Consider the following 20,570-nt stretch of genomic DNA (forward strand, 5'->3'; position numbering starts at 1 on the left):
ATCAAAAATTGTTTTTGATGCTCGATGCTGTGAGTGCCCACACAGATTGCTTGATTCAAATTGTTAAAGAGCGTCACGCTTATCGCGTTGAGGAGGCGCATCTTACGCTCCTCACTTCGAAAGTCAAGCGGTTGTTTTCGCTTTTCTTTCGGCGCCCACTTCGCAAGAAAGCTGGCTCATCAGGTTGGCGTAGTCCGCCGTGCTGGTAGGGGCGCATTATAGGGAGGCCGGTTACGATGACAAGGGATTTTTTGAAGAAAGTCACGGAAACTTCAAATTATCCAGTTAGAAACAACTTACCCAGTGTATATATACAATGTTATCCACAAGCTGATGATTTCAGCCCTCTTTTATTGGCATTTATCAGGATCTTCCTGGCTGAAGGAATGCCATACTGAAGCGGATAATTTGCCTCAAGTGGTCCATGGTAGCGTCTGGTCGTAAAGCTGGTTACCATGAAGGTGAATAGAGTGTTGCACCTTTTTTGCTTTCATTTACAAAAGGTCTTTAAAGATGAATTTATCCAAGTTTCCCGTTTATGTGCAGGCAGCAGTTCTTGCTCTGGTATTGGCGCTGCTCGGCTATCTGGTTGCCCAGGCCCTGCAGTTCTCTCTGAAAGTCGAAGTCATTTTTGCCGCCGGTCTGGCCATTGGCGGTTTCGTGGTACCGCTCTTCCTGAACCGTGCGCCTGCCACCTCCCTCGAACAGGCGACCAGCCAGGAGACCTGTACCTTATATGTAGGCAACCTGCCCTATCGCGCCAACGAGATTGCGGTGCGCGAACTCTTTGCCGAGCAAGGTCAGGTACTGTCAGTTCGTCTGATGAAGGACAAGGCCACCGGCAAACGCAGGGGCTTCGGGTTTGTGGAGATGCCTGTCGCCGATGCGGCCAAGGCCATCGCCGCGCTCAATGACAAGGAGTATCAGCAGCGCACCCTGAAAGTGCGTGAAGCAAATGACAAGCGGGACCGGGATGAGAAGGACGTCAACGACGTCGACGCCTGATATTCAGTACACCACTTCTTCGAGTGACGACAGCCCCCAAGCTTGCAAGGGGGCTGTCAGTTTCTGGGCCCCAGCATCCAGTCGCGTGCAGTAGGCACGTCCCGTCCCCTCGCCAGGTGCCTGGACCGGCAGTGTCGCCAGCAGATGCGCCACCCGCCTTGCCACGGCAAGACCCGAATCGACCAGTTGGCATTCCGGCATCAGCTGTTTGATCTCTTCGTTGAGCAAGGGGAAGTGGGTACATCCCAGTACCAGGGTATCCGGCCTCTCCTCCCCTTCCATCCAGTCTGCGAGCACCTCTCTGAGCAGGGCCATATTGACCGGCAACCCCGCCAGCTTGCGCTCGGCTTCGATAACCAGTTCGGTGGCCCCCTTCAGCAGCACATGCTTGCCCGGGGCGAACTGGGCGATGAGTTCATGGGTATAGTCACGGCTGACGGTGCCGGGCGTTGCCAGCAGACCGATGTAGCCGTTACGGGTCAGGGCGGCGGCAGGCTTGATCGCGGGGACCACGCCGACCACGGGAATGCTGAGTGCGGTACGCAGGGATGGCAGGGCAATGGTGCTGGCGGTATTGCAGGCGATCACCACCAGATCGATGGCGTGCTCGGCCACCATGTGGCTGACCAGTCCGGTACAAGCCTCGATGAGGGCAGCCTCACTCAGCTCGCCATAGGGAAAGTGGGCATTGTCGAAACTGTAGAAATAGTTGTGCTCCGGCAGAGCGCGACGGATCTCCCCATAGACAGTCAGACCGCCCATACCGGAGTCGAACACGAGAATATTGGCCACCTGAGCTCCCCCTTGAATGCGAGGCCGCGATCATACTCCCGCCCGGCGCCAATAGAAAAGGCCCTGCCAATGGCAGGGCCCCTGATTTTTCAGATCCAGACAAGGGGATCAGAGTGCGTAGTCCACCGTCACATAGTAGGCACGCTCGTCAGCCGGGTAACCCACCGAGGTCTGGTATTCCTTGTCCAGCAGGTTGCTGATCTTGCCGGAGACCTTCCAGGACGGTGCAACCTGATAGCCCACCGCCAGGTTCCACACGCTGTAGCCGCCCAGCTGGGTGGTATTGGCCGCGTCACCATAACGCTCACCCTGGTAGATCCAGCTCAGGGAGCCATCGAACTGCTGCCACTGCGCCTGGCTCACCCACTTGGCCCCCTTGCGGGAGATCAGCTGCAACTGCTTGTCGGTGACCTTGTCCTTGGGATCCTTGTATTCGGCGGAAACGCGATGGCTCAGCCAGCCGGTCTCGAACTCCCCTTCCAGCTCAACCCCTTCAATCCGCGCCTTGCCGACGTTTTGCGGCGTCCACATTCCCTGGCTGTCCGGTGCCCACTGGATCATCTGCTCGAAGTCGTTGCGATAACCGGTCAAGCGCCACTCCACACCTGCGGTCTGTCCGTCCAACATCAACTCGTGGCTTTTCGACTCTTCCGGCTTCAGATCAGGATTGCCGGACCCCGGGTAGTAGAGATCGTTGAAGGAGGGGGCACGGAAACCGGTGCCGTAACGGGCACTGAGGCGATAATCCTCAACGAAGCGCCAGCCAGCGCCGGTTTGCCAGGTGTTGTGACGTCCGAACTGCTCGTTGTCATCGCTGCGACCGCTCAGCTCGGCCTGCCAGACCTGGTTGTCAAACTGGGCCAGGGCATAGAGCCCGGTGTTGTCACGCTCATCGGCGTCACTCGGGAAGGCGACGCCAGAGGAGCGAGAACTATCGTCCAGCATGTCGCGCTGCCAGTCGGCGCCGCCCCCCAGGGTCCAGCTCTCGTCCAACTTGACGCTGTTGACCCAGTTCAGGGTGTATTGACGGGTATAGAGTCGATCAGCGGACTGATCGCGGCCGCTGGTATCCGGGTAGTCGTAGGCATCCTGTTTGGAGAAGGCGCCGCGCAGTTCGCTCAGGTAGCGCTCGTCATGATAGCGGGAGCCGAGCTGGTAGCTCTGGTTCTCGGTCCAGGTCTCGTTGCGTTGATGAAACGCCGGGCCCCAGGCGGAAGCGGCAGAGGATCTGTCGTACTGGGCAATGTTGCGGAACCAGCGGGTCGTACCGAACAGATCCCAGTTGCTGGCCAGCGCCTGCTGATAATCCACCATGGCGTTATAACCTCGGTGGCCATGCTTGTCGCCATCGTTCACCCCGGCGATGGGGTGCACGTTGTAGCCGGTCTCGTCATCGAAACCACCAGCGACCTTGATCTGACCCGCATCACCCACCTGGCTGGCGCTGCTGAAGGCAGCCTGACGCTGCTTGTGGGAGCCCGCGCCCAGGTTGAACTTGTGCTGATTGGTCCCCTGGTCCGGGCGAGTGATGATGTTGATGACCCCACCGATGGCATCGGATCCATAAATGGTGGCGCGTGCACCGCGGATATATTCGATCCGCTCCACCTGGTTGAGGGGCAGGTTGTTGAGCTCGGTCATCCCGGCGGTCAGAGAGGCGCTGCGCACCCCGTCCACCAGCACCAGGGTCTGGGAAGAGGTGCCACCACGTACCCGCAGCGAGCTGAGCTGGCCGCGGCCGCCGTTGCTGACCACTTCCACGCCGGGCAGGGTCTTGACCACGTCGGTCACGGTCTGGGCTTGCAGGCGATCGATCTCGTCACGGGTCACCACGTTGACGGGAGCCAGCACACTGGAGGCAGGCTGGGCGACACGGGTAGCGGTCACCACCATGGTGGGATTGACGGGGATGGTCAGTTGTTGGGCAAAGGCCGCCGTTGGCAACAGGGCAGCCGCCAATAATGTCTTGGACATGAGAGATCCTTAAGTTCGCGTAAGCATCTACTTCGTGGCCGGTTTCTCTCGGCCCGAAATACGAACTTTGGCAGGTCTTCGGGCTTGGGGGCTGATGGCCTACGGCGACGGCTTCCCACCTGACGGCAGTGCCCTGATGTCGCTTCGTTCCCCCTTACCGCTGCGCGCCAGCTCCGGATTCTCACCGGATTCCCTTTTAAGCATGATGCGCCAAAGCGGGGGGATTATAGGCAGAGCCGCCTTGGATGTATAGCCATCTGGATTTCTAATGTCGTTTTTACCCAAAGCCGGTGCCAAGTGGCGCAGATCCTCGCCCCCTCTCGTACCTTGAGGCTCGTTGACCGTCATTCGAGCGGGTCAAACACAAGAAATGTTGAGCCAGATCCCACGGCTTTTTGGTAACATGCGGCAAACGTTTGACATCCGAGGAAGCCGTAATGACGACCCCCCCTATGATCGGCCTGGTAATGGGCTCCGACTCTGACTGGCCCGTGATGCAGGCCGCCGCCCGCATCCTCAAGGAGCACGGCGTGCCCTATGAAGCGCGCGTCGTATCCGCCCATCGCACCCCGGATCTCCTGTTTGAATATGCCGCCAGTGCGCGCGATCGCGGTCTGCGCGCCATCATCGCCGGCGCCGGCGGCGCAGCCCACCTGCCGGGCATGCTGGCCGCCAAGACCACGATCCCGGTGCTGGGCGTGCCCATCCCCACCCGCCAGCTCAAGGGGATGGATTCCCTGCTCTCCATCGTGCAGATGCCCAAGGGCGTGCCGGTCGCCACCTTCGCCATCGGCGAGGCGGGTGCCGCCAATGCCGGTCTGTTCGCCGTGTCCCTGCTCTCTGTCGCCCAGGATGGCGACGCTCCCCGTTATCACCAGCAGCTCGACGGCTTCCGCGCCAAGGAGCGCGACCGAGTGCTGGCGCTCACCCTGGAGGAGCCGGCATGATACTGCCCCCCGCCACTTTGGGTATGCTCGGTGGCGGCCAGCTCGGCCGCTACTTCGTGATGTCTGCCCACCGTCTCGGCTACAAGGTGATCGTGCTGGACCCGGACCCCGTCAGCATCGCCGGTGCAGCCGCCGACGAGCAGATCGTTGCCGCCTATGACGATGCCGATGCCCTGCGCGATCTGGCCAGCCGCTGCGACGCCATCACCTGCGAGTTCGAAAACGTGCCCGCCGCCTCCCTGGCCCTGCTGGAGCAGTACAAGCCGGTGCGCCCGGCCGCGAGCGCAGTACGTGTCTGTCAGGATCGCCGGGAAGAGAAAGCCTTCCTGACCCGCGCTGGTGTACCGGTCGCCCCGAACCTGACCCTGCTGCCCGGCGAGCCGCTGCCCGCCCTGCCAAGCGACCTCTTCCCCGCCATCCTCAAGACCGCCCGCGAGGGCTACGATGGCAAGGGGCAGTGGACTATCCACAATGCGGGCGAATTGCCAGCGGCCCTGGCCGCCAGCGGTGTCCCTTGCGTGCTGGAGAAGCGCCTGCCGCTGGAGGGGGAGTTTGCCCTCACCCTGGCCCGCAGTCCGAGCGGTGCCATCAGTGCCCTGCCCCTGGTGCAGAACTGGCACAGCGGCGGCATCCTGGATCAGACCCGCTCCCCGGCCAATGTGCCCGCCCTGGAGCGCGAGGCCCAGCGCATCGCCGAGCACATCATCGCCGCCCTCGACTATGTGGGCGTGCTGACGGTGGAGTTCTTCCTGGTCGGCGGTGAGCTGCTGGTCAACGAGATGGCCCCCCGGCCCCACAATTCGGGTCATCCCAGCATCGACAACGCCGGTTGCAGCCAGTTCGAGTTGCAGGTGCGCGCCCTGTGCGATCTGCCGCTGCCGGCACAGGCTGAGGTTCAGCCCGCCATCCTGCTCAACCTGCTCGGGGATCTGTGGCAAGACGGCACGCCGGACTGGGCCGGCGCCCTAGCCCTGCCCGGGGTCCACCTTCACCTCTATGGCAAGGGTGAGGCCCGCCCCGGCCGCAAGATGGGCCACGTCACCGTCACTGGCCGCGACTGGCCGGCGGTCGAGGCCACCGCGCACCAGCTGCGCGCCCTGCTGGGTCTGCCCCCGCGCTGAGTCCACCCCTTGACATGCAAAGACCCGGGCCAAGGCCCGGGTCTTTTTTTATGATTTGAGAAGCGAGAGGGGTCAGGCCCTGTCGACAGCCGCAACGGGAGCCGGCAGACGGATAGTGAGGGAGAGCACCAGGGCCACCACCAGCAACACCAAAATGAGGTTGAAAGTCGCCATGAAGCCACCGAACAGGGAGGCCACGATGGAGCCGATGATGCTGCCCAGACCAAAGCCCAGATAGATGACGCCGTAGTTCTTGGTCAGATTGTTGAGGCCGAAGAAGTCACTCACCAGCGAGGGGTAGACGGTGATGGTGCCGCCGAAGCTGAAGGCTACACAGGCCACTGCCACGAAGAACAAGTTGGCATTGAGCGGCACGAACAGCAGCAGCGCCATGCCCGCCAGGGTAATCAACTGGGCGATGGTGATGACCCGGATACGGGACATCTTGTCGGAGAGGATGCCCAGCACCAGCCGGCCACCCAGGTTGGCCATGGCGATGATGGCGACGGCGTTGGCGGCGACCACGGCCGGCAGGCCCACCATCTTCTCGCCGATGTCCTTGGCCACGCCGATGACGTAGAGACCGCTCATGCAGGCGGTGAGGAACATCAGCGCCAGCATCCAGTACTGCGGCTTGCGCATCGCCTCGGCCAGGGTGAAGTCGCGGCTCTCGCTCTGCTGCACGGCGGCGGCCTGCTTGGGCGCATCCTTCATCAGCATGCCACCCACCAGCACCATGGACATGGCGATCAGCCCCCACAGTTGGAAGGTGGTCTCAAGGCCGTTGCTGGAGAGCAACAGCAGGTTGATGTACTTGAAGCCCAGGCTGCCGAGGCCATAAGCACCGATGGAGCAGGCGGAGATGAGCCCCTTGCGCTCCGGGAACCACTTCACGCAGTTGGAGAGGGTCATCAGGTAGCCGGTACCGTCGGCAAAACCGACCAGGATGCCGGCGCAGAGGTAGAGCATCGCCAGGTTGCTGGCATGGGCGGTGAGGAAGAAGCCGATGCCGAGCAGCACGCCGGCGCCCAGGGTGACGTTGCGCACCCCGAACCGCTCCTGCAGCTTGCCTGCCAGGGAGGAGGCCACCGCCAGGGAGAGGCTGAGCAGGCCGAAGGCGAAGGCGACCTGGCTCACCGGCTCGTCCAGCTTGTCAGAGAGCTGGGCGTTGAACAGGCTCCAGGTGTACACGGATCCCAGCGCGAACTGGGTGATGATGGTCCCCAACAGGGTGAGGTAGCGGGTGCGATTCAGCTCTCTGGTCATGATGCGTCTCGAGGAATGGCCTTAAGGAAACTGGGGCCACTATAGGCAAGACGCCGCTCCCGCCGACCGATTACGGCATGAAATGCAGATCGGCGGGAATGAATGACAATCAGAGCCGCATCAGCTGACGGAATGCCTTGATGTTGCTGCGACTGACCGGCACCTCGAACGACAGGTCATGGAGCCGGATGAGATAGGTGCTGTTGAACCAGGGCACTATCTCGCGGATCTTGTTGATGTTGACACAGTAGGAGCGGTGGCAACGAAAGAACCCCTCGGCAGGCAACCGGCTGACGAACTCGCTGAGGGTCATGGTCATCACGTAGCGATCGGTACGGGTGTAGACATGGGTCAGCTTCTCGTCGGCTTCCGCGTAGTAGATCTGCTCGCAGGGGGTGACGATGATGCGCTCTCCCTTCACCAGATTGACGGTGCGGTTCTGTGGCGTCCCGGACTCCGCACCCTGGGGCTGGGACTTGCCCGCCAGTTCGAGCTTTTGCAGCAGATTGATGAGACGCGGCTCGTTGTAGGGCTTGAGGATGTAGTCGAATGCCTCCAGCTCGAACGCCTCCACCGCAAACTCCTTGTAGGCGGTGACGAAGACGATGTGGGGCGGATGGCTGGACTTGTGCAGGTTCTTGGCCAGCAGCAGGCCGTCGATGGCGGGGATCTGGATATCCAGAAACACCACGTCCACCTCGTGATCCTGCAGATACTTGAACGCCTCCAGCCCGTCTTCGAAGCTCGCCACTATCTCGATGTTGCTGTGCTGCCCCACCAGAAAGGCCAGCTCCTCGCGGGCCAGATACTCATCTTCCACAATGATCGCTTTCAGCATGACATTGCCCCCATAAGGAGCACAGGAGAGGCCAGCTCCTCCCGTGTCAAACATTCGTCTTCCACTATGATGGCTTTCAGCATGGCATTGCCTCCTGATCAGGCAGATAGAAACAGACTTCGGTCCCCGGTTCCAGCCGCTTGAGGTGCAGGCCGTCGCCGTAGAGCAGCTTGACCCGCTGATGCACGTTCATCAGACCGATGCTGCGGCTCTCCACCCGACCGGCGGCGACCCCGTCGATCACCGCCTGGCTGATGCCGTAGCCGGTGTCGCGCACCGCGACCCGGATGCCGCCCGCCAGCTGCTTCACCTCGATGGTGACCCGACCCGGCGCACTGCGGGGCTGGATGCCGTGCAGGATGGCGTTTTCCACCAACGGCTGCAACAGCAGGCTCGGCACCTGGATATGCACGTCGTCCACCTCGAACACCACCTCCAGCTTGTCGCCGAAGCGGGCCTGCTCGATGGCCACGTAGTCGCGCACCTGCTGCAGCTCCTCCTGGATGTCGATGAGGGTGTCCCCCTTGTTGAGGTTGTAGCGCAGGTAATCCGCCAGATTGGCGATCAACTGGCGTGCCTGCTGGGGACGGATGCGGATCAGCGACGAGATGGCATTGAGGGCGTTGAACAGGAAGTGGGGGTTGATCTTGCTCTGCAGCGCGGTGAACTCCGCCTTGCGGGTCATCTCCTTGAGCTGCTCGATGCGCGACACCTCCATCTGGGTGGAGATGAGCTGGGAGAGGCCGACCGCCATCTCCCGCAGCGAACTGGTGATGCTGTGGGTGCGGCGGTAGTAGATCTTGAGGGTGCCGCTGACGGCGCCGTTCTCTCTCAGCGGAATAATGATGACCGAGTGAAAGTCGGCCAGATGGTACTGGCGCAGATCGTTGTTGATGATGATCTGGTCGAGCAGCACCGCTTTGTGGGTCATGTCGCTGATGGCGTGGTGCTCGTCCAGCTCGTAGTAATCCTTGCCCACCCCCACATAGGCCAGCACGTCGCGGGTATCGGTGATGGCCACCGCATCGGCGCTGATCTCGCTGCGAATGATGCCGCACACCTGGCTAAGGGAGTGGCGATCGATGTTCTGGAAAAACGGCAACGTCTTGTTGGCGATGTCGAGCGCCAGCTTGGCCTGCTTGGCGGCAATCAGCTCCTTCTCGTCGTCCAGGTCCTGCACCAGCTTGATGATGAGCCCGATACAGAGCGCCCCGGCGATCATGGGATAGGCAATATGACTGACTATCTCCACACCTACCGCATGGGGCTCGGTCAGCTGCCAGATAAGCAGCATGGTCAGCCCCTCGCAGGCCATGCCCGCCAGGATGCCATAGAGCCAGAGCCGCGACTTGCGACAGCGCAGGTGCAGCCAGGTGGCGAGCAGGCCGGCGATGATGCTGGCGATGAGACAGGGAATGGAGGTGTGGCCATCCATGTCGATGAGATAACGGTGCAGCCCCGAGATGACCCCGGCCGGAATGCCGACCCAGGGGCCGAACAGGATGCCGCCCGAGATGATGGCGATGATCCGCACGTTGATGAGGGCCCCCTCCACCGGAATGCCGGTGTAGGTGCTGAACACCGCGAACAGACAGAAGATAGCCGCCACCAGCACCAGCTCGGCCGGGGTGTGGTCACGCTTCTGGAACAGTCGCTGGAACGGCCGGGTGCGGGTGAGAAGAAAGAGCGTCATCAGCATCAGCGCCGCCCGCTCAAACACCGCCAACAACATCATCTGATTTTCGAGCATGGCTCTCCTCCGTCAATGGCATGGCGCCAGGGGGCGGATCATACCCCTTATCTGCCGCCGACTCATGGGCGAATCCGGGGAGAGCGGTTCAGCTTTCGGGGAAAGCGCCGATAAGAGGAGGCCCTCGCCAAGGAGGGCCCAGTCCGACAAAGGAGATAACTATGTTTCAAAAAAGCATGGTGCTGGCAGTGATGATCGGTTGCAGCAGTGCCGCCGTTCACGCCAATACGCAGGTGAGCCAGCTGAACTGGCAGGCCACCGCCAGCAAAGAGACCAACATGGAAGTAGCGCTTACCCACCCAGGCCTCCAGGCCATCAATTCGGATCCGGCACAGGCTCCCGTTCAGATCCTCGCAGCTGACCTGGGCCACCCGGATTTCAACACCACCTATCGTTTGCAAGCTCGCGCACTCTACGGCTCCCTGCCACAGCAGGATGATCTCCGGATCACGCTGGCGCTCAACGGACAACCCCTCGAAGCAAGCCGCGCCCTCCCCCTGGCGCAGGCGACCCGCTATTACCTCAGCTATCAGGCCCCGTCAGCCAGACCGGACCAGGTGGGCGACGCCGCCTATGAGTTGATGGTGTACTGGCTGGGCTGACCACAGGATCCGAAGGCATGTTCCCATGCCTTCATTCCTCCCCGTCCATCACCTGTAGTTGGGTCGCTGCCAGCCGAACGACCTCGTACTCTTGCTGCAAACGGGCCAGCGCCTCGGGCAGCCTGGCCTGATCGAGCTCCCAGGATTCTATTTCGCTGCAGGTCGCCACCAGTTTCAGAGTGCCCATTATTCTGGCGCCCCCTTTCAGGCGATGTATGCGGTCGATGAACTGGCCAACATGCCCCTCCTCCGCGGCCCGTTGCAATCCCGCGATATCGTCGTCACTGGCCCGCACGAACTCCGCCAGCAGAGGCACCATCAGGGTCGACTGGTGTGCAGTCAGCGGCCCCAGATACCGCCGGATCTCCTCCATGCAGGCGGCCATGTCACTCTGCTCTTCCCGCTGCATGTGCCGACGCAGGCAGTGATCGAGCGCCTCCAGTCCGACGGGCTTGAACAGACAGTCATCCATCCCTGCCGCCTGCCCTTCATTGATCTGCTCCTGCCGCGCATCGGCCGTCAGCCCGAGGATCACGGTGCGTCGCCAGCCGTGCAGCCGCTCCAGCTCACGGCACTGGCGAGCCAGCTCGAATCCGTTCATGCCGGGCATGTTGAAGTCGGTCATGACGACATCCACCCTGGCTTCGACCAGCCGCCGCAGCGCCTCTTCTCCCGACTCGACGGCCGTGGCGTCATGACCCAGATAGGCCAGCTGCTGGCTGACCAGCAACCGGTTGGCTGGATGATCGTCCACGACCATGATCTTCAGTCGCCGCCCCGGCTCCACCACCGGATCCTGTGCAAGCGCAGCGGGCATCGCCACGGCATCGGCCACCGGCAGCTTCATCTCGACACTGACCCGGGTCCCCTGCCCGGGCGTACTCTCCAGTTTCAAGGAGCCGCCCATCGTCTCGCACAGGGAGCGGGAGATCATCAGACCCAGGCCTGTACCCGACTGCTGGATTTTCTCGGGTTGGCTGGCCTGGCTGAAGGGCTCGAACAGCCTGGCCTGCTCGGCCTGATCGATGCCGATGCCGGTATCCAGGATGGTGAGCTGCACGGTACACCAGCCATCGCTGACCCGGGAGGCCAGCGTCACCGTGACCGACCCGCGATCGGTGTACTTGATGGCGTTGCTGATCAGGTTGGAGACGACCTGCTTGTAACAGAGGCCATCGACCTGCACCCAGGACGGATCGCCCGTGACGAGCTCCAGCCGCAGGTTTTTCTGCCTCGCCAGCGCAGTGAATACGGTGACGACCGACGCTGTCAGGGTCACGATGTCATGAGGTTCGGGGGCCAGTTCGAACCGGCCAGACTCGATCTTGGAAATATCCAGGATGTCGCCGATGAGGCTCAGCAGATCGCTGGCCGAGCCATGGGCAATGGCGAGGGAGGCCTGATCCTCCTCGTGCAGCCGACCCCGCTTGAGCGCCAATTCCAGCAAGCCGATGATGGCATTCATGGGGGTACGGATCTCGTGGCTCATGGTCGCGAGGAAGGTGCTCTTGGCACGGTTAGCCTCCTGGGCCTCCTGGCTGGCCACCGCCAGCTCATCGAGCAGGCGTACCCGTTCGCTGACGTCGATCCAGCCTCCCACGCCACCCTGCACATTGCCGTCCAGATCGTAGTAAGGCTGAACCCAGTGATAGACGTCGACCCCGCCCGTCGGCAGGCCCAGACGGTGATCCCCCTCCTGGGCGCGGCGGCTGTCACAGGAAAGCACCAGATCCCCGTGCAGAGGAGCAAGAAAAGGCCAGCGCGTGCGCGCATCGTCCAGGCCCGTGCCGAGCAGACCGACCTTGGGTTCGCCAAGGAAGCTGGCATAGCTGCTGTTGCACAGCACCAGGATCCCGTTCAGATCCCGCGCATAGATGGGGTGAGGTGTCCCGTCCACCAGATCGGCGATGAACTTGAGCTGGGTGCTCAGCGCCCCCTCCACCAGCCGCCGCTCGCGGATCTGCTTGCGCAGGGACAGGCCCCACAGGCCAACCCAGAGGGTCAACAGCAGGATCAACGCGATAAAGACCCCGAACTCCTGAATCAACTCCTGCCAGGAGACACTCTCCTGTTTGACATTGACCCGCCAGCGGTTGAAGAGTCCTTCCAACTCATCCGGCGGAATGATGGCAATCACCTTGTCCAGAATGTCCCGTAGTACGGGATGCGCGGGGGTGACCGCAAACGCGGCACCGATGGGGATGGAATCGAACAGCTCTCCCGTGATGAGCAGGCTGTCGGGGAATTTGCTGTTGACGTAGTACTTGGCCACCCGCAGCGGCAGTATGGTCACATCGCACACTTCCATCGCCACACAACGCATGGCGTCTTCAATCGTATCGAACTGCCGCGACGTCAGCTTGCCGTATTCCGCCTCGATGGCCTGGGTCGAGATAAAGCCTCTGACCATGGCCACGGTGCCGGTCTTGAGCAGCGATGCAGGGGGGACCTCCCGGTGGCGCAGCCCCACCACATAGGAGAGGGGATCGAGGACAAAGGCCCGGCTGAACAGATAGCGGTTCCTGCGCTCGGCAGAGGGGCTCAACACTCCCGCATCCACCTGGCCGCTATCCAGCAACTGAGTCATCTGCTCCGGTGTCTTGGCAGGCACCACCTCGAGCTCCACTCCCAGCTTGGCCCGCATGACCTGCAGCAGATCGGCGACCACGCCGTGCATGGTACCGGTGACGTCATAGAAACTGAGGGGCGGGATGCCGCTGTTCACCGCAATCCGGATTTTCTCCCGCTTGCCCAGCCATTTCCATTGCTCGCGGCTCAGGTCGATCCTGCTGGCACCGATGGAGAGACCGCCCCCATTCCAGCGTTTGGCCACTTCCGCTCGCTTGCCCTCGAGGATCTCCCCCAGCGCGATATCCATGATCCTTTTGAGTCGCCGCTCCTTGGGGTTGAGGGCAAAGGCAAAACCGGCGGTATCGATATAGAGCGGCTTCAATAATTGAATGCTGTTCTGATAGAACTTGTTGACGATGAAATTGCCGGAGATCATGTCCACCATGACGGCATCAACCTGACCATATGCCACCGCGGACAATGCACTATAGCGGGACGGGTATATTTTAATTTTGTAGTCCGACAGGTAACGCATGATGTCCATGAACGGCAAATAATACTCCGGCACGGCTATTGTTCTTATTTCCCGCTCTTTGACCTGAATGTTTTTATAGATGGCAGGGTCGTCAGCAATATATTTGTCAGTCAGCAGAAGATGCTGTTCCCGCTCATAGGAGTTGGAGGTACTCAGCAGATCGATCTCCCCCCGCTGGAGCGCTTCAATGGCAGCCGCCCTGGAGGGATATCCCTTCACCAGGATCTCGATGTGCAGCAGATGGGTCAACATGCCGACGATGTCGGCCGTCACCCCTTCATAAGCATTCGCCCTCAGGGTGATGTCCATGGGGGGGTTGTCGGGTCTGGGCACCCCCAGGATCAGCCGCTCGCGCTCCTGCAACCAGCGCCACTCCTCCCCATGCAGCGGCAAGGGGCTGGCATCGAGGTATTCCCCGCCATCCCGCGAATAGACTTGCAGCAGGGGCTCTTCCGGTTCCCGGGCCGCCAGTGGCCACGCCCAGACCAGCGCCAGCAGAAGCAACAGCAATTTCGCCCTGTTCACAGCAGTTTCTGCCGTCTGGCCAGACTGATCAGATCAACGATGTTGGTGATGTTGAGTTTCTTCATCAACCGGGTCTTGTAGGTGCTGACGGTTTTCTCGCTCAGCAGCATGCTTTGGGCAATCTGCTTGTTGGCATGGCCCTGACAAATCTGCAGCAGCACACTCATCTCGCGGGAAGAGAGGGTCGACAGCAGATCTTCCCGATCGACCGTATGGGCATGCCTGGCGCCGACGATGACGTCACGGGGGTAATAGAGTTGCCGCTTCTCTATTTTTGCGATCGCATCCTTCAGCAAATACAAATCATCCAGCTTGGACAAGAACCCCTCGGCACCGGCTTGCAGGCACCGCACCATAATATGGTGGGTGGACTGTGCAGACAGCACCAGAATCTTGGCGCCAATATCCAGCATCTTGATTCTTTTTATCACTTCGATGCCATCAAGCTGAGGTATTCCAATATCAAGGATAACAATATCTGGATGAGTGTTCCTGGCCATGGCGATAGCATCGACACCATTATCCACTTCGCCTAAAACATGATGTTCATCCTGCTTCAACAACATGTTCACGGCCATTCTTATTGCTGGATGATCATCTACTATCAATACCTTCGCCATATATAGATCCGTTATTCAGCCCTGTCCGACGAGCATATTAACTACAAATCAAGCAACGACACCATACAGCCTGACCTTGTTTTCAAGATGTTAAATAAATATAAAAATGGCATTTTCAAGTTAATCATCATTATAGCTTCATTTATTTTTTATATATTTATCAATATATTGCATTTTATTTGATTCGTATGGAGCTTGGTGACTGCCGGGTCCCCTCCCTCGTTGAATACCCCTCCTTCCCGGCTTTTCCAACTGGCATCCACCCACGAGAAAAAGACCGAAAAAACATATAAATCAAATACATGGGAAGCTACAAACCACTGAAAGAAAAAGAAAAAAATTTATTTTACAAGGGGTTCCCCCCATTCCCCTTTGGGATTTTTCCTACACACCATTCGGTCGATCAAAACAGATCCGATCGCTATCTTGGTCGACGAAAAAACAAGCTGGTCCGAGGAGAAACCTATTCCAGGTCCGGCTGCCACGACTGGTCGAATCGTCGCCAACGTGGCAAGGCATGCCCCTGACGGGCAATGAACCAACCGGGTGGTCACAACCATCCAGAAGATATGTAGGAAATATCGTAATGAAGAAGACTCTGATTGCTCTGTCCGTGGCTACCCTGGGCTTTGCCGCCACCGCTCAAGCCGCCGTAGAAGCGTCTGCCGTCGCGACCTGGCAGGCCACTGCCAAGAAAGACACCACTTCCGAGCTGGTGGTCACCCCGCTCTCCAGCCTCTCCTTCCAATATGCCGAAGGGATCAAGGGGTTCAACACCGTCAACGGCCTGTTCGATGTCGCCATCAAGGGTGATGCCAGCGCGACCGACTTCACCCTGAAGGCGAAGAAGCTGAACGGCACCCTGAATCACCTGGGTGGCGACTCCACCGTCGATGTGGGCGTGCTGTGGGGCGGCGCACCGGTCAGCACCACCGCCTACACCACCCTGATCGACACCGCTGCCGGCATCACGGGGGGGAATCTTTCTCCTCTTGCCAACGGCTTCAAGAACGATGCCGAACGCGTCACGGCGCAGGGCTCCTTCACTTTCAACATTGAAAGTGCCACTGCCAGCGGCACCTCCACCACCTTTGACGCTCTGCCGGACGGCCTGTGGAGCGGTGAAGTCAACGTCGAGTTCGTAGCGAACTGGAGCTAACTCATCCACCGCGTACCATTGAGGGCCCTGCGGGGCCCTTTGTTCTCTTAGGGGCACATCATGAACCTGAAAATTGCAGCGATCTGGCTGCTGCTCATTCCCGGTATCAGCCAGGCGATCAATGTCGGCGCCGTCACCACCTTCATTGATGCGGGCAGCCAGGAGGTCGCCAAACAGATTGAAAATGGCAGCGACCAGGCCAGGTTGGTCACGATCAGCGTGACACGCATCACCTCACCGGAAGAGGGAGGGCAGGAGATCCCCATGGAAGTCAGCGGCGAGCTGATGTTGTCACCCAGTAGGCTGATGCTGCCCGCCAATGCCAGAAACAACGTGAGGTTCTTTTACAAGGGCCCGCAGGATGACAAGGAGCGTTACTACCGCATCCGCTGGCTGGACACGGCGCTCTCCGTCGACGATCAGCGCAATGAACGCCGCCAGGCGGTTGCCACCACGTCAGCACAGATAGGCACCATTCTGGTGGTAACACCACGCCAGCACCGGTTCGCCTACGACCTGAAGGACGACACACTCACCAACCAGGGCAATGCCTCCTATCGCACGGTAGCGTATGGCCCCTGCCTGAAAGGCGAGGAGCTGTGCAAGGAAACCTACTACGACCTGCCGGGCAAGCAACGCCGGTTCAAGCAGGTCAATATGCGTGATCCAAAGAGCCACCTGGGACTCTGGCTGGGTCAGGAATTCGTCGTCATCAAGTAATCCCCAATCACGGTACCGCCCCACCCTCTTGCAGGGTGACGGCTCTCGTTCTCCACACCCGGAACCATGGTGCTCGATATGTTGAAAAAAGCCTGGCTGTTGCCGCTCTCCTGGCTGATTGCGATGTCAGCCTCGGCCAGCACTGCTGCCCCTCTCAAAATTGCCAACGTCATCATTCCTGCCAGTTTTGCCAAGGCGCTGGAAGAGGGGCTGGCGGTACCGGTACGCCTGCGATACACGGATGAGGACAACAGGATCGACACCCTGACCGACGACACCATCGGCAATGCCACCCTGCTGCTGCAAGACGGCAAGCTGCACTTGTTGCACCTTGATTTCAGTGCCGGTCAGCAGCAAGGCGTGCTGAACGATGCCCTTACCACTCTGCTCTCCAGCAAGCAGCAACGCACCTTTTCTGCCGATGGCGACTTGCAGATCGATGCCGATGCCAGCATGCAGCTGGACCTCGTCGCCATGCTGCTCACCATCCGGGTGTCACGGGATGCCTTTGGCCAGGCGAGGCAATCTGACAACCGTGTCGCACTGACCCCGACGGTGGACACCCTGACGGGCGTACAGCGCTACAACCTGGGTTACTCCTTCATCAATACCCCCCAGAGCGGACACCAGGACTCCAATTTCCTGCAGCTGGAGAGTACCGTCGGGCTGGGCGCGCACCATGTCGCCGTGGATGCCTCCCTTTACAACCTGGGTGAGCCGGAGCAGAGCGGCGATATCTACCGCGCCATGTACGAACGGGATCTCGATGATCGCCGCATCGCAGCAGGCATGGTCTCGACATGGGACCTGCAGACCCTGGGGGTGGTGACGGGCCTGACCACGGGTCGCCTCTACGGCGCATCCTATGGCAACCAGGCGCAATCTCGAAAACAGACCACCAACGAATCGACCACTCCGGTGCAAGTCTTCATGCCCGCCAATGGCGAGGTCAGGGTCTATCGGGATGAACGCCTGATAGGCCTGCAAAACCTGGCGATCGGCAACCAGCACATCGACACCTCCGCGTTCCCCAACGGGGTCTACAACGTCACGGTCGAAGTCTATGTCGACGGCCGCCTGACCAGCACGACCACCCAGCGAGTCACCAAGCTGGGCGGCAATCAGGGCTTTACCCGGGAGTGGGGATGGCAATGGTGGGGAGGCATGATGGAGCACAGCCAGCACAGCGGCGATTCCCCCCTGATCGGTCTGTCGCTGGCACGCTCGCTGGATACCCTTGATCTGGCGACGACCACCTATGCGTTCAGGGATGCGGCCGTCGGCGAGGCACGCGCAAGCTGGCAGGTCACGGATCGCCTCGGCACCCAGTTGCAAAGCATGCTGTCCACCGATCACTCCTGGCGGCTGGCGTCCAGCCTTTCCTTGCAAGCCCATGACAATGCCTCCCTGTGGGTCAGCCAGGAAAAACTGAATGCAGGCGGTGCCCTGGGAGTGAGTGCAACCGAGCTCTACTCTGCCGGCATCACGATCAATCTGGGTGGCTGGGTCAGCGGCATGGGCCAGCTGACCTTCAACACCACGCACGACCGTCAGATGAACAGCGATCGCAGTTATGCGGATTACTACCAGCACCTCTATGCGGGCCGATACGGCAACCTCTCCATGCGCGCCAGCCTGCAGAGCGACAGTGGCACACTCAATGGATTCAGCAACAAGAGCATCACCCTGGACTACGCCATCCCGTTCGACAATCTGTTCAGCTTCGGCATGAGCAGCAACGAGCAGGGCCAGACCACGGCCAACCTCAACTATCAGAAGCGCATGGAGGGAGCCATCAACCTGGCCGCACTGAATGCCTCCCGCATGATGCACGGCAGCGACACACACAATATGGCGCTTTCCGGCACCCTGGGGTTCGAGAACAGGGTCATCGGCGGCACCATGACGCTGGGTCGCGGTCATGGCGGCGACGTGAATGGCAACCTGATTGCACGGGGTGCCCTGATCACCACGGAGAACGACGTGATCGCATCCAGCCGGAGCACCTCTGGTTCAGGCCTCATCATCAATACCGGCATCCACCGGGAAGGACAGATGCTCGCCAAGGTGAATGGACAGGACTACCCCCTGCAAGGGGAACAGACCTTCCTGGCGCTCTCGCCTTATCAGGAATACGAGGTGGAACTGCTCAACAGCAAGACGGGCAAGGACAGCTATGACATCAACACCGGCAAGCAGCGCTACACCCTGTTCCCCGGCAACGTCGCCACTCTGGATGCCGGCAGCAGCATCAAGGAGATGGTCACCGTGTTTGGCGTACTCAGGGCAGAAGATGGCTCGCTGCTTGCTAACGCCCGCATTGACAACCACATCGGCACCACGGTGACCAACGAGGTCGGCGAGTTCACCCTGGACGTGGACAAGGCCAACCCCATGCTGACTTTCCGCCGGGGAAGCGACTTCTGTGAAGCCGACCTGGATCTTGCACAACACACGGGCGCGGCCTGGGTCGGCATCGTGACCTGCCAGGGACTGCCCACCTACGCCATGGTGAGAGAGTATTGAACATGAACATCACACACAGATTGCTGCTGGTCATTGCACTTGGCGCCGGCTGGGCACAGCAAGGCAGTGCGGCTGTCACAAAATATAATCTGGCTGATGCCGATCTTCGTCATTTGCTGTTTATTGAAAATCAGGAGGACAACAATTTATTCATTACCCCAACCGATTATCTGGACCCTCGCCTGTCGGGTGGCAATGCCTGGACGTCCGACTCCAGACAGGTCAGCCTGGCATATGCTGACAATGGCTATAACTACACAGTCACCAACGACAATATCGACATGTGGGAAAACGGCCCGATTCGGTATCCTTATATCAATCAGCGTTGCATAAAGAGCTGGTCTGGATGTGACCCGCAAACGGCAGAGGCGGTCAACAAGCCGAGCGTCGTCAATGAAACAGGTTTCTTTGGATTAACGAAGGCGGCAACTGGATATGCTCATGCAAAATTGAGCGCCAGCTTCTTTGATTACCTGCGTACCATGCCGGTTGGAGCCATCCTGAACAGGGAAATGAACCTCTGCAGGACCACCAGAGCCTATGATGCAGCCTCGGGTGAGCGTTGCATAGATCAAAGCAGCGGCACCTGGTATGTGAGAAAGGTACAGCACAAGAAAGCGGGTCATCTGCGCTTTATACAGACCAATGCCATCAGTGAAGTGATCGTGGACAGCAATGGAGCCCCCTATGTGTTACCCGGTTCACAAGGCTGCGAGAATTATCGGCTGGGTACCCGTGATGGTATTCTCTGCCGTTTTCTTGACTACGATTTCAGTCAGGATGGTAGCCAGTCATTTTCCGATCCCTATGTATACACAAACATAAAAAATGCGGCCCTGAACAGCGCCATTGCCAGTGCAGATGTGCAAATGAGCGCAAATCTCACCAATTGGGCAAGCAAGGGTGCTGACTACAAGATCGGCTATCTCAATGGGCAATCGTCTATTTATCTGTTTCTCTCCAGTAATTTTTTCAAACAGGTGGTCAGACTCGGGCTTCAGGATCAACTGACAAGAAGTTTGATTAACTTCAACATGCGAAATGTCAAAGCACCAGAAAGTGGGTTTTATGAATTCAGTGGCACCACTGAAATCGTGATAAAGCCGCGGGACTTCAGCGTATCCATCTTGTCTTCGGAGGGCGTCAGCAATCCTTACAGGGAGGGGCAGGTCGGAAAAGACATTCTGAGCTTCTCATACAATATCTCTGATAGCGGCCCCATCAGTGCCGATATGCTGGAAATTTCTATTTCACAGGACAGGGGGTCGCCTTATCGGGGATATTGCACTTTCTATCCGGCAGGCTCCTTCGCACCTGAACAGGCCGTCCCCATCCCTACCAGGCTGGTATTCGATTCGGTGGCTCATGGAGCGGGTTCACGGCACGCCATTCGCTGCGATCGCACACCGGTGGATATTCGCACCCTCGGAATACAGGACAATCAACCACCGCAGGAGTGGAATGATCCCGTCAACGGTCAGGGCATCACCCGGTTTTACAAGCTGGCGCTGGAATTCGACCTGACCGATCCCATGGTGCAGCGCACCATGGGCGACGAGATGTGGGAAGGCGAGGTGGAACAAAGCGGCACCATCACCATCAAGGGGACCTGGCGCTGA

Annotated in this window: 15 protein-coding genes and 1 riboswitch; of the genes, 8 read left to right on the forward strand and 7 right to left on the reverse strand. The window is 59.7% G+C overall.

The window, feature by feature from the left end; all coding sequences use genetic code 11:
* Positions 1-513: 513 nt before the first annotated feature.
* Positions 514-1,005, forward strand: a complete 492-nt coding sequence (locus AB5Y51_RS16030; RefSeq protein WP_368178735.1) for an RNA recognition motif domain-containing protein — start codon at positions 514-516, stop codon at positions 1,003-1,005.
* A 3-nt stretch (positions 1,006-1,008) separates the two neighbouring features.
* Here the strand turns inward: AB5Y51_RS16030 and murI are convergent, their stop codons facing one another.
* Together murI and AB5Y51_RS16040 are read right to left on the reverse strand one after the other, a co-directional pair.
* Positions 1,009-1,797 carry a glutamate racemase gene (gene murI, locus AB5Y51_RS16035; RefSeq protein WP_010672351.1) on the reverse strand — a complete coding sequence of 263 codons (789 nt, stop codon included), beginning with the start codon at positions 1,795-1,797 and terminating at the stop codon, positions 1,009-1,011.
* 108 nt (positions 1,798-1,905) lie between these two features.
* Positions 1,906-3,771 (reverse strand): TonB-dependent receptor, encoded by a 1,866-nt coding sequence (locus AB5Y51_RS16040; RefSeq protein WP_042016186.1) that lies wholly within the window; start codon positions 3,769-3,771, stop codon positions 1,906-1,908.
* A 51-nt stretch (positions 3,772-3,822) separates the two neighbouring features.
* Positions 3,823-4,001: riboswitch (cobalamin riboswitch) on the reverse strand.
* 207 nt (positions 4,002-4,208) lie between these two features.
* Between AB5Y51_RS16040 and purE the strand changes: the two genes are divergently transcribed.
* Both purE and AB5Y51_RS16050 read left to right on the forward strand, forming a co-directional pair.
* A complete protein-coding gene (purE, locus tag AB5Y51_RS16045) occupies positions 4,209-4,718 on the forward strand; it encodes a 5-(carboxyamino)imidazole ribonucleotide mutase (protein ID WP_029313402.1) in 510 nt (169 codons plus the stop codon).
* The gene (locus AB5Y51_RS16050; protein ID WP_323908365.1) at positions 4,715-5,839 is read left to right on the forward strand and encodes a 5-(carboxyamino)imidazole ribonucleotide synthase; all 1,125 of its coding nucleotides are present in this window, start codon (positions 4,715-4,717) and stop codon (positions 5,837-5,839) included. The genes purE and AB5Y51_RS16050 overlap by 4 nt, the downstream gene beginning before the upstream one ends.
* A 72-nt stretch (positions 5,840-5,911) precedes the next feature.
* Here AB5Y51_RS16050 and AB5Y51_RS16055 read toward each other — a convergent pair whose 3' ends face one another.
* The 3 genes from AB5Y51_RS16055 to AB5Y51_RS16065 form a co-directional block, all read right to left on the reverse strand.
* Positions 5,912-7,105 (reverse strand): MFS transporter, encoded by a 1,194-nt coding sequence (locus tag AB5Y51_RS16055; RefSeq protein WP_039040686.1) that lies wholly within the window; start codon positions 7,103-7,105, stop codon positions 5,912-5,914.
* 109 nt (positions 7,106-7,214) lie between these two features.
* Positions 7,215-7,943 carry a LytTR family DNA-binding domain-containing protein gene (locus tag AB5Y51_RS16060; protein WP_324059098.1) on the reverse strand — a complete coding sequence of 243 codons (729 nt, stop codon included), beginning with the start codon at positions 7,941-7,943 and terminating at the stop codon, positions 7,215-7,217.
* A 76-nt stretch (positions 7,944-8,019) separates the two neighbouring features.
* Entirely contained in the window at positions 8,020-9,693 is a 1,674-nt protein-coding gene (locus AB5Y51_RS16065) for a sensor histidine kinase (RefSeq protein ID WP_048209419.1), read from the reverse strand.
* A gap of 161 nt (positions 9,694-9,854) precedes the next feature.
* Between AB5Y51_RS16065 and AB5Y51_RS16070 the strand changes: the two genes are divergently transcribed.
* Positions 9,855-10,295: a hypothetical protein gene (locus AB5Y51_RS16070; protein WP_134997914.1), complete on the forward strand. Its 441-nt coding sequence runs from the start codon at positions 9,855-9,857 to the stop codon at positions 10,293-10,295.
* Between the two features lie 31 nt (positions 10,296-10,326).
* Here the strand turns inward: AB5Y51_RS16070 and AB5Y51_RS16075 are convergent, their stop codons facing one another.
* Together AB5Y51_RS16075 and AB5Y51_RS16080 are read right to left on the reverse strand one after the other, a co-directional pair.
* A complete protein-coding gene (locus AB5Y51_RS16075; protein WP_368178736.1) occupies positions 10,327-13,926 on the reverse strand; it encodes a transporter substrate-binding domain-containing protein in 3,600 nt (1,199 codons plus the stop codon).
* Positions 13,923-14,546 carry a response regulator transcription factor gene (locus AB5Y51_RS16080; protein ID WP_167826257.1) on the reverse strand — a complete coding sequence of 208 codons (624 nt, stop codon included), beginning with the start codon at positions 14,544-14,546 and terminating at the stop codon, positions 13,923-13,925. The genes AB5Y51_RS16075 and AB5Y51_RS16080 overlap by 4 nt, the downstream gene beginning before the upstream one ends.
* A 586-nt stretch (positions 14,547-15,132) precedes the next feature.
* Here AB5Y51_RS16080 and AB5Y51_RS16085 point away from each other — a divergent pair.
* From AB5Y51_RS16085 to AB5Y51_RS16100, 4 genes are all read left to right on the forward strand, one after another.
* Positions 15,133-15,705, forward strand: a complete 573-nt coding sequence (locus tag AB5Y51_RS16085) for a common pilus major fimbrillin subunit EcpA (protein ID WP_368178737.1) — start codon at positions 15,133-15,135, stop codon at positions 15,703-15,705.
* 60 nt (positions 15,706-15,765) lie between these two features.
* On the forward strand, positions 15,766-16,425 hold the full coding sequence (locus AB5Y51_RS16090) for a fimbria/pilus periplasmic chaperone (protein ID WP_010672340.1): 660 nt from the start codon (positions 15,766-15,768) through the stop codon (positions 16,423-16,425).
* Between the two features lie 78 nt (positions 16,426-16,503).
* The gene (locus tag AB5Y51_RS16095; RefSeq protein WP_323940330.1) at positions 16,504-18,951 is read left to right on the forward strand and encodes a TcfC E-set like domain-containing protein; all 2,448 of its coding nucleotides are present in this window, start codon (positions 16,504-16,506) and stop codon (positions 18,949-18,951) included.
* 2 nt (positions 18,952-18,953) lie between these two features.
* Positions 18,954-20,570 carry a hypothetical protein gene (locus tag AB5Y51_RS16100; protein WP_039040679.1) on the forward strand — a complete coding sequence of 539 codons (1,617 nt, stop codon included), beginning with the start codon at positions 18,954-18,956 and terminating at the stop codon, positions 20,568-20,570.

Origin of the sequence: Aeromonas sp. R7-1 (assembly GCF_040908115.1) — a bacterium.
Lineage (GTDB): Bacteria > Pseudomonadota > Gammaproteobacteria > Enterobacterales > Aeromonadaceae > Aeromonas > Aeromonas caviae.

Bases quoted from the DNA above. Each gene is read 5' to 3' on its own strand.
- AB5Y51_RS16030 (WP_368178735.1), top strand. From the start codon at position 514: ATGAATTTATCCAAGTTTCCCGTTTATGTGCAGGCAGCAGTTCTTGCT.
- AB5Y51_RS16040 (WP_042016186.1), bottom strand. From the start codon at position 3,771: ATGTCCAAGACATTATTGGCGGCTGCCCTGTTGCCAACGGCGGCCTTT.
- purE (WP_029313402.1), top strand. From the start codon at position 4,209: ATGACGACCCCCCCTATGATCGGCCTGGTAATGGGCTCCGACTCTGAC.
- AB5Y51_RS16050 (WP_323908365.1), top strand. From the start codon at position 4,715: ATGATACTGCCCCCCGCCACTTTGGGTATGCTCGGTGGCGGCCAGCTC.
- AB5Y51_RS16055 (WP_039040686.1), bottom strand. From the start codon at position 7,105: ATGACCAGAGAGCTGAATCGCACCCGCTACCTCACCCTGTTGGGGACC.
- AB5Y51_RS16060 (WP_324059098.1), bottom strand. From the start codon at position 7,943: ATGCTGAAAGCGATCATTGTGGAAGATGAGTATCTGGCCCGCGAGGAG.
- AB5Y51_RS16065 (WP_048209419.1), bottom strand. From the start codon at position 9,693: ATGCTCGAAAATCAGATGATGTTGTTGGCGGTGTTTGAGCGGGCGGCG.
- AB5Y51_RS16070 (WP_134997914.1), top strand. From the start codon at position 9,855: ATGTTTCAAAAAAGCATGGTGCTGGCAGTGATGATCGGTTGCAGCAGT.
- AB5Y51_RS16080 (WP_167826257.1), bottom strand. From the start codon at position 14,546: ATGGCGAAGGTATTGATAGTAGATGATCATCCAGCAATAAGAATGGCC.
- AB5Y51_RS16085 (WP_368178737.1), top strand. From the start codon at position 15,133: ATGAAGAAGACTCTGATTGCTCTGTCCGTGGCTACCCTGGGCTTTGCC.
- AB5Y51_RS16090 (WP_010672340.1), top strand. From the start codon at position 15,766: ATGAACCTGAAAATTGCAGCGATCTGGCTGCTGCTCATTCCCGGTATC.
- AB5Y51_RS16095 (WP_323940330.1), top strand. From the start codon at position 16,504: ATGTTGAAAAAAGCCTGGCTGTTGCCGCTCTCCTGGCTGATTGCGATG.
- AB5Y51_RS16100 (WP_039040679.1), top strand. From the start codon at position 18,954: ATGAACATCACACACAGATTGCTGCTGGTCATTGCACTTGGCGCCGGC.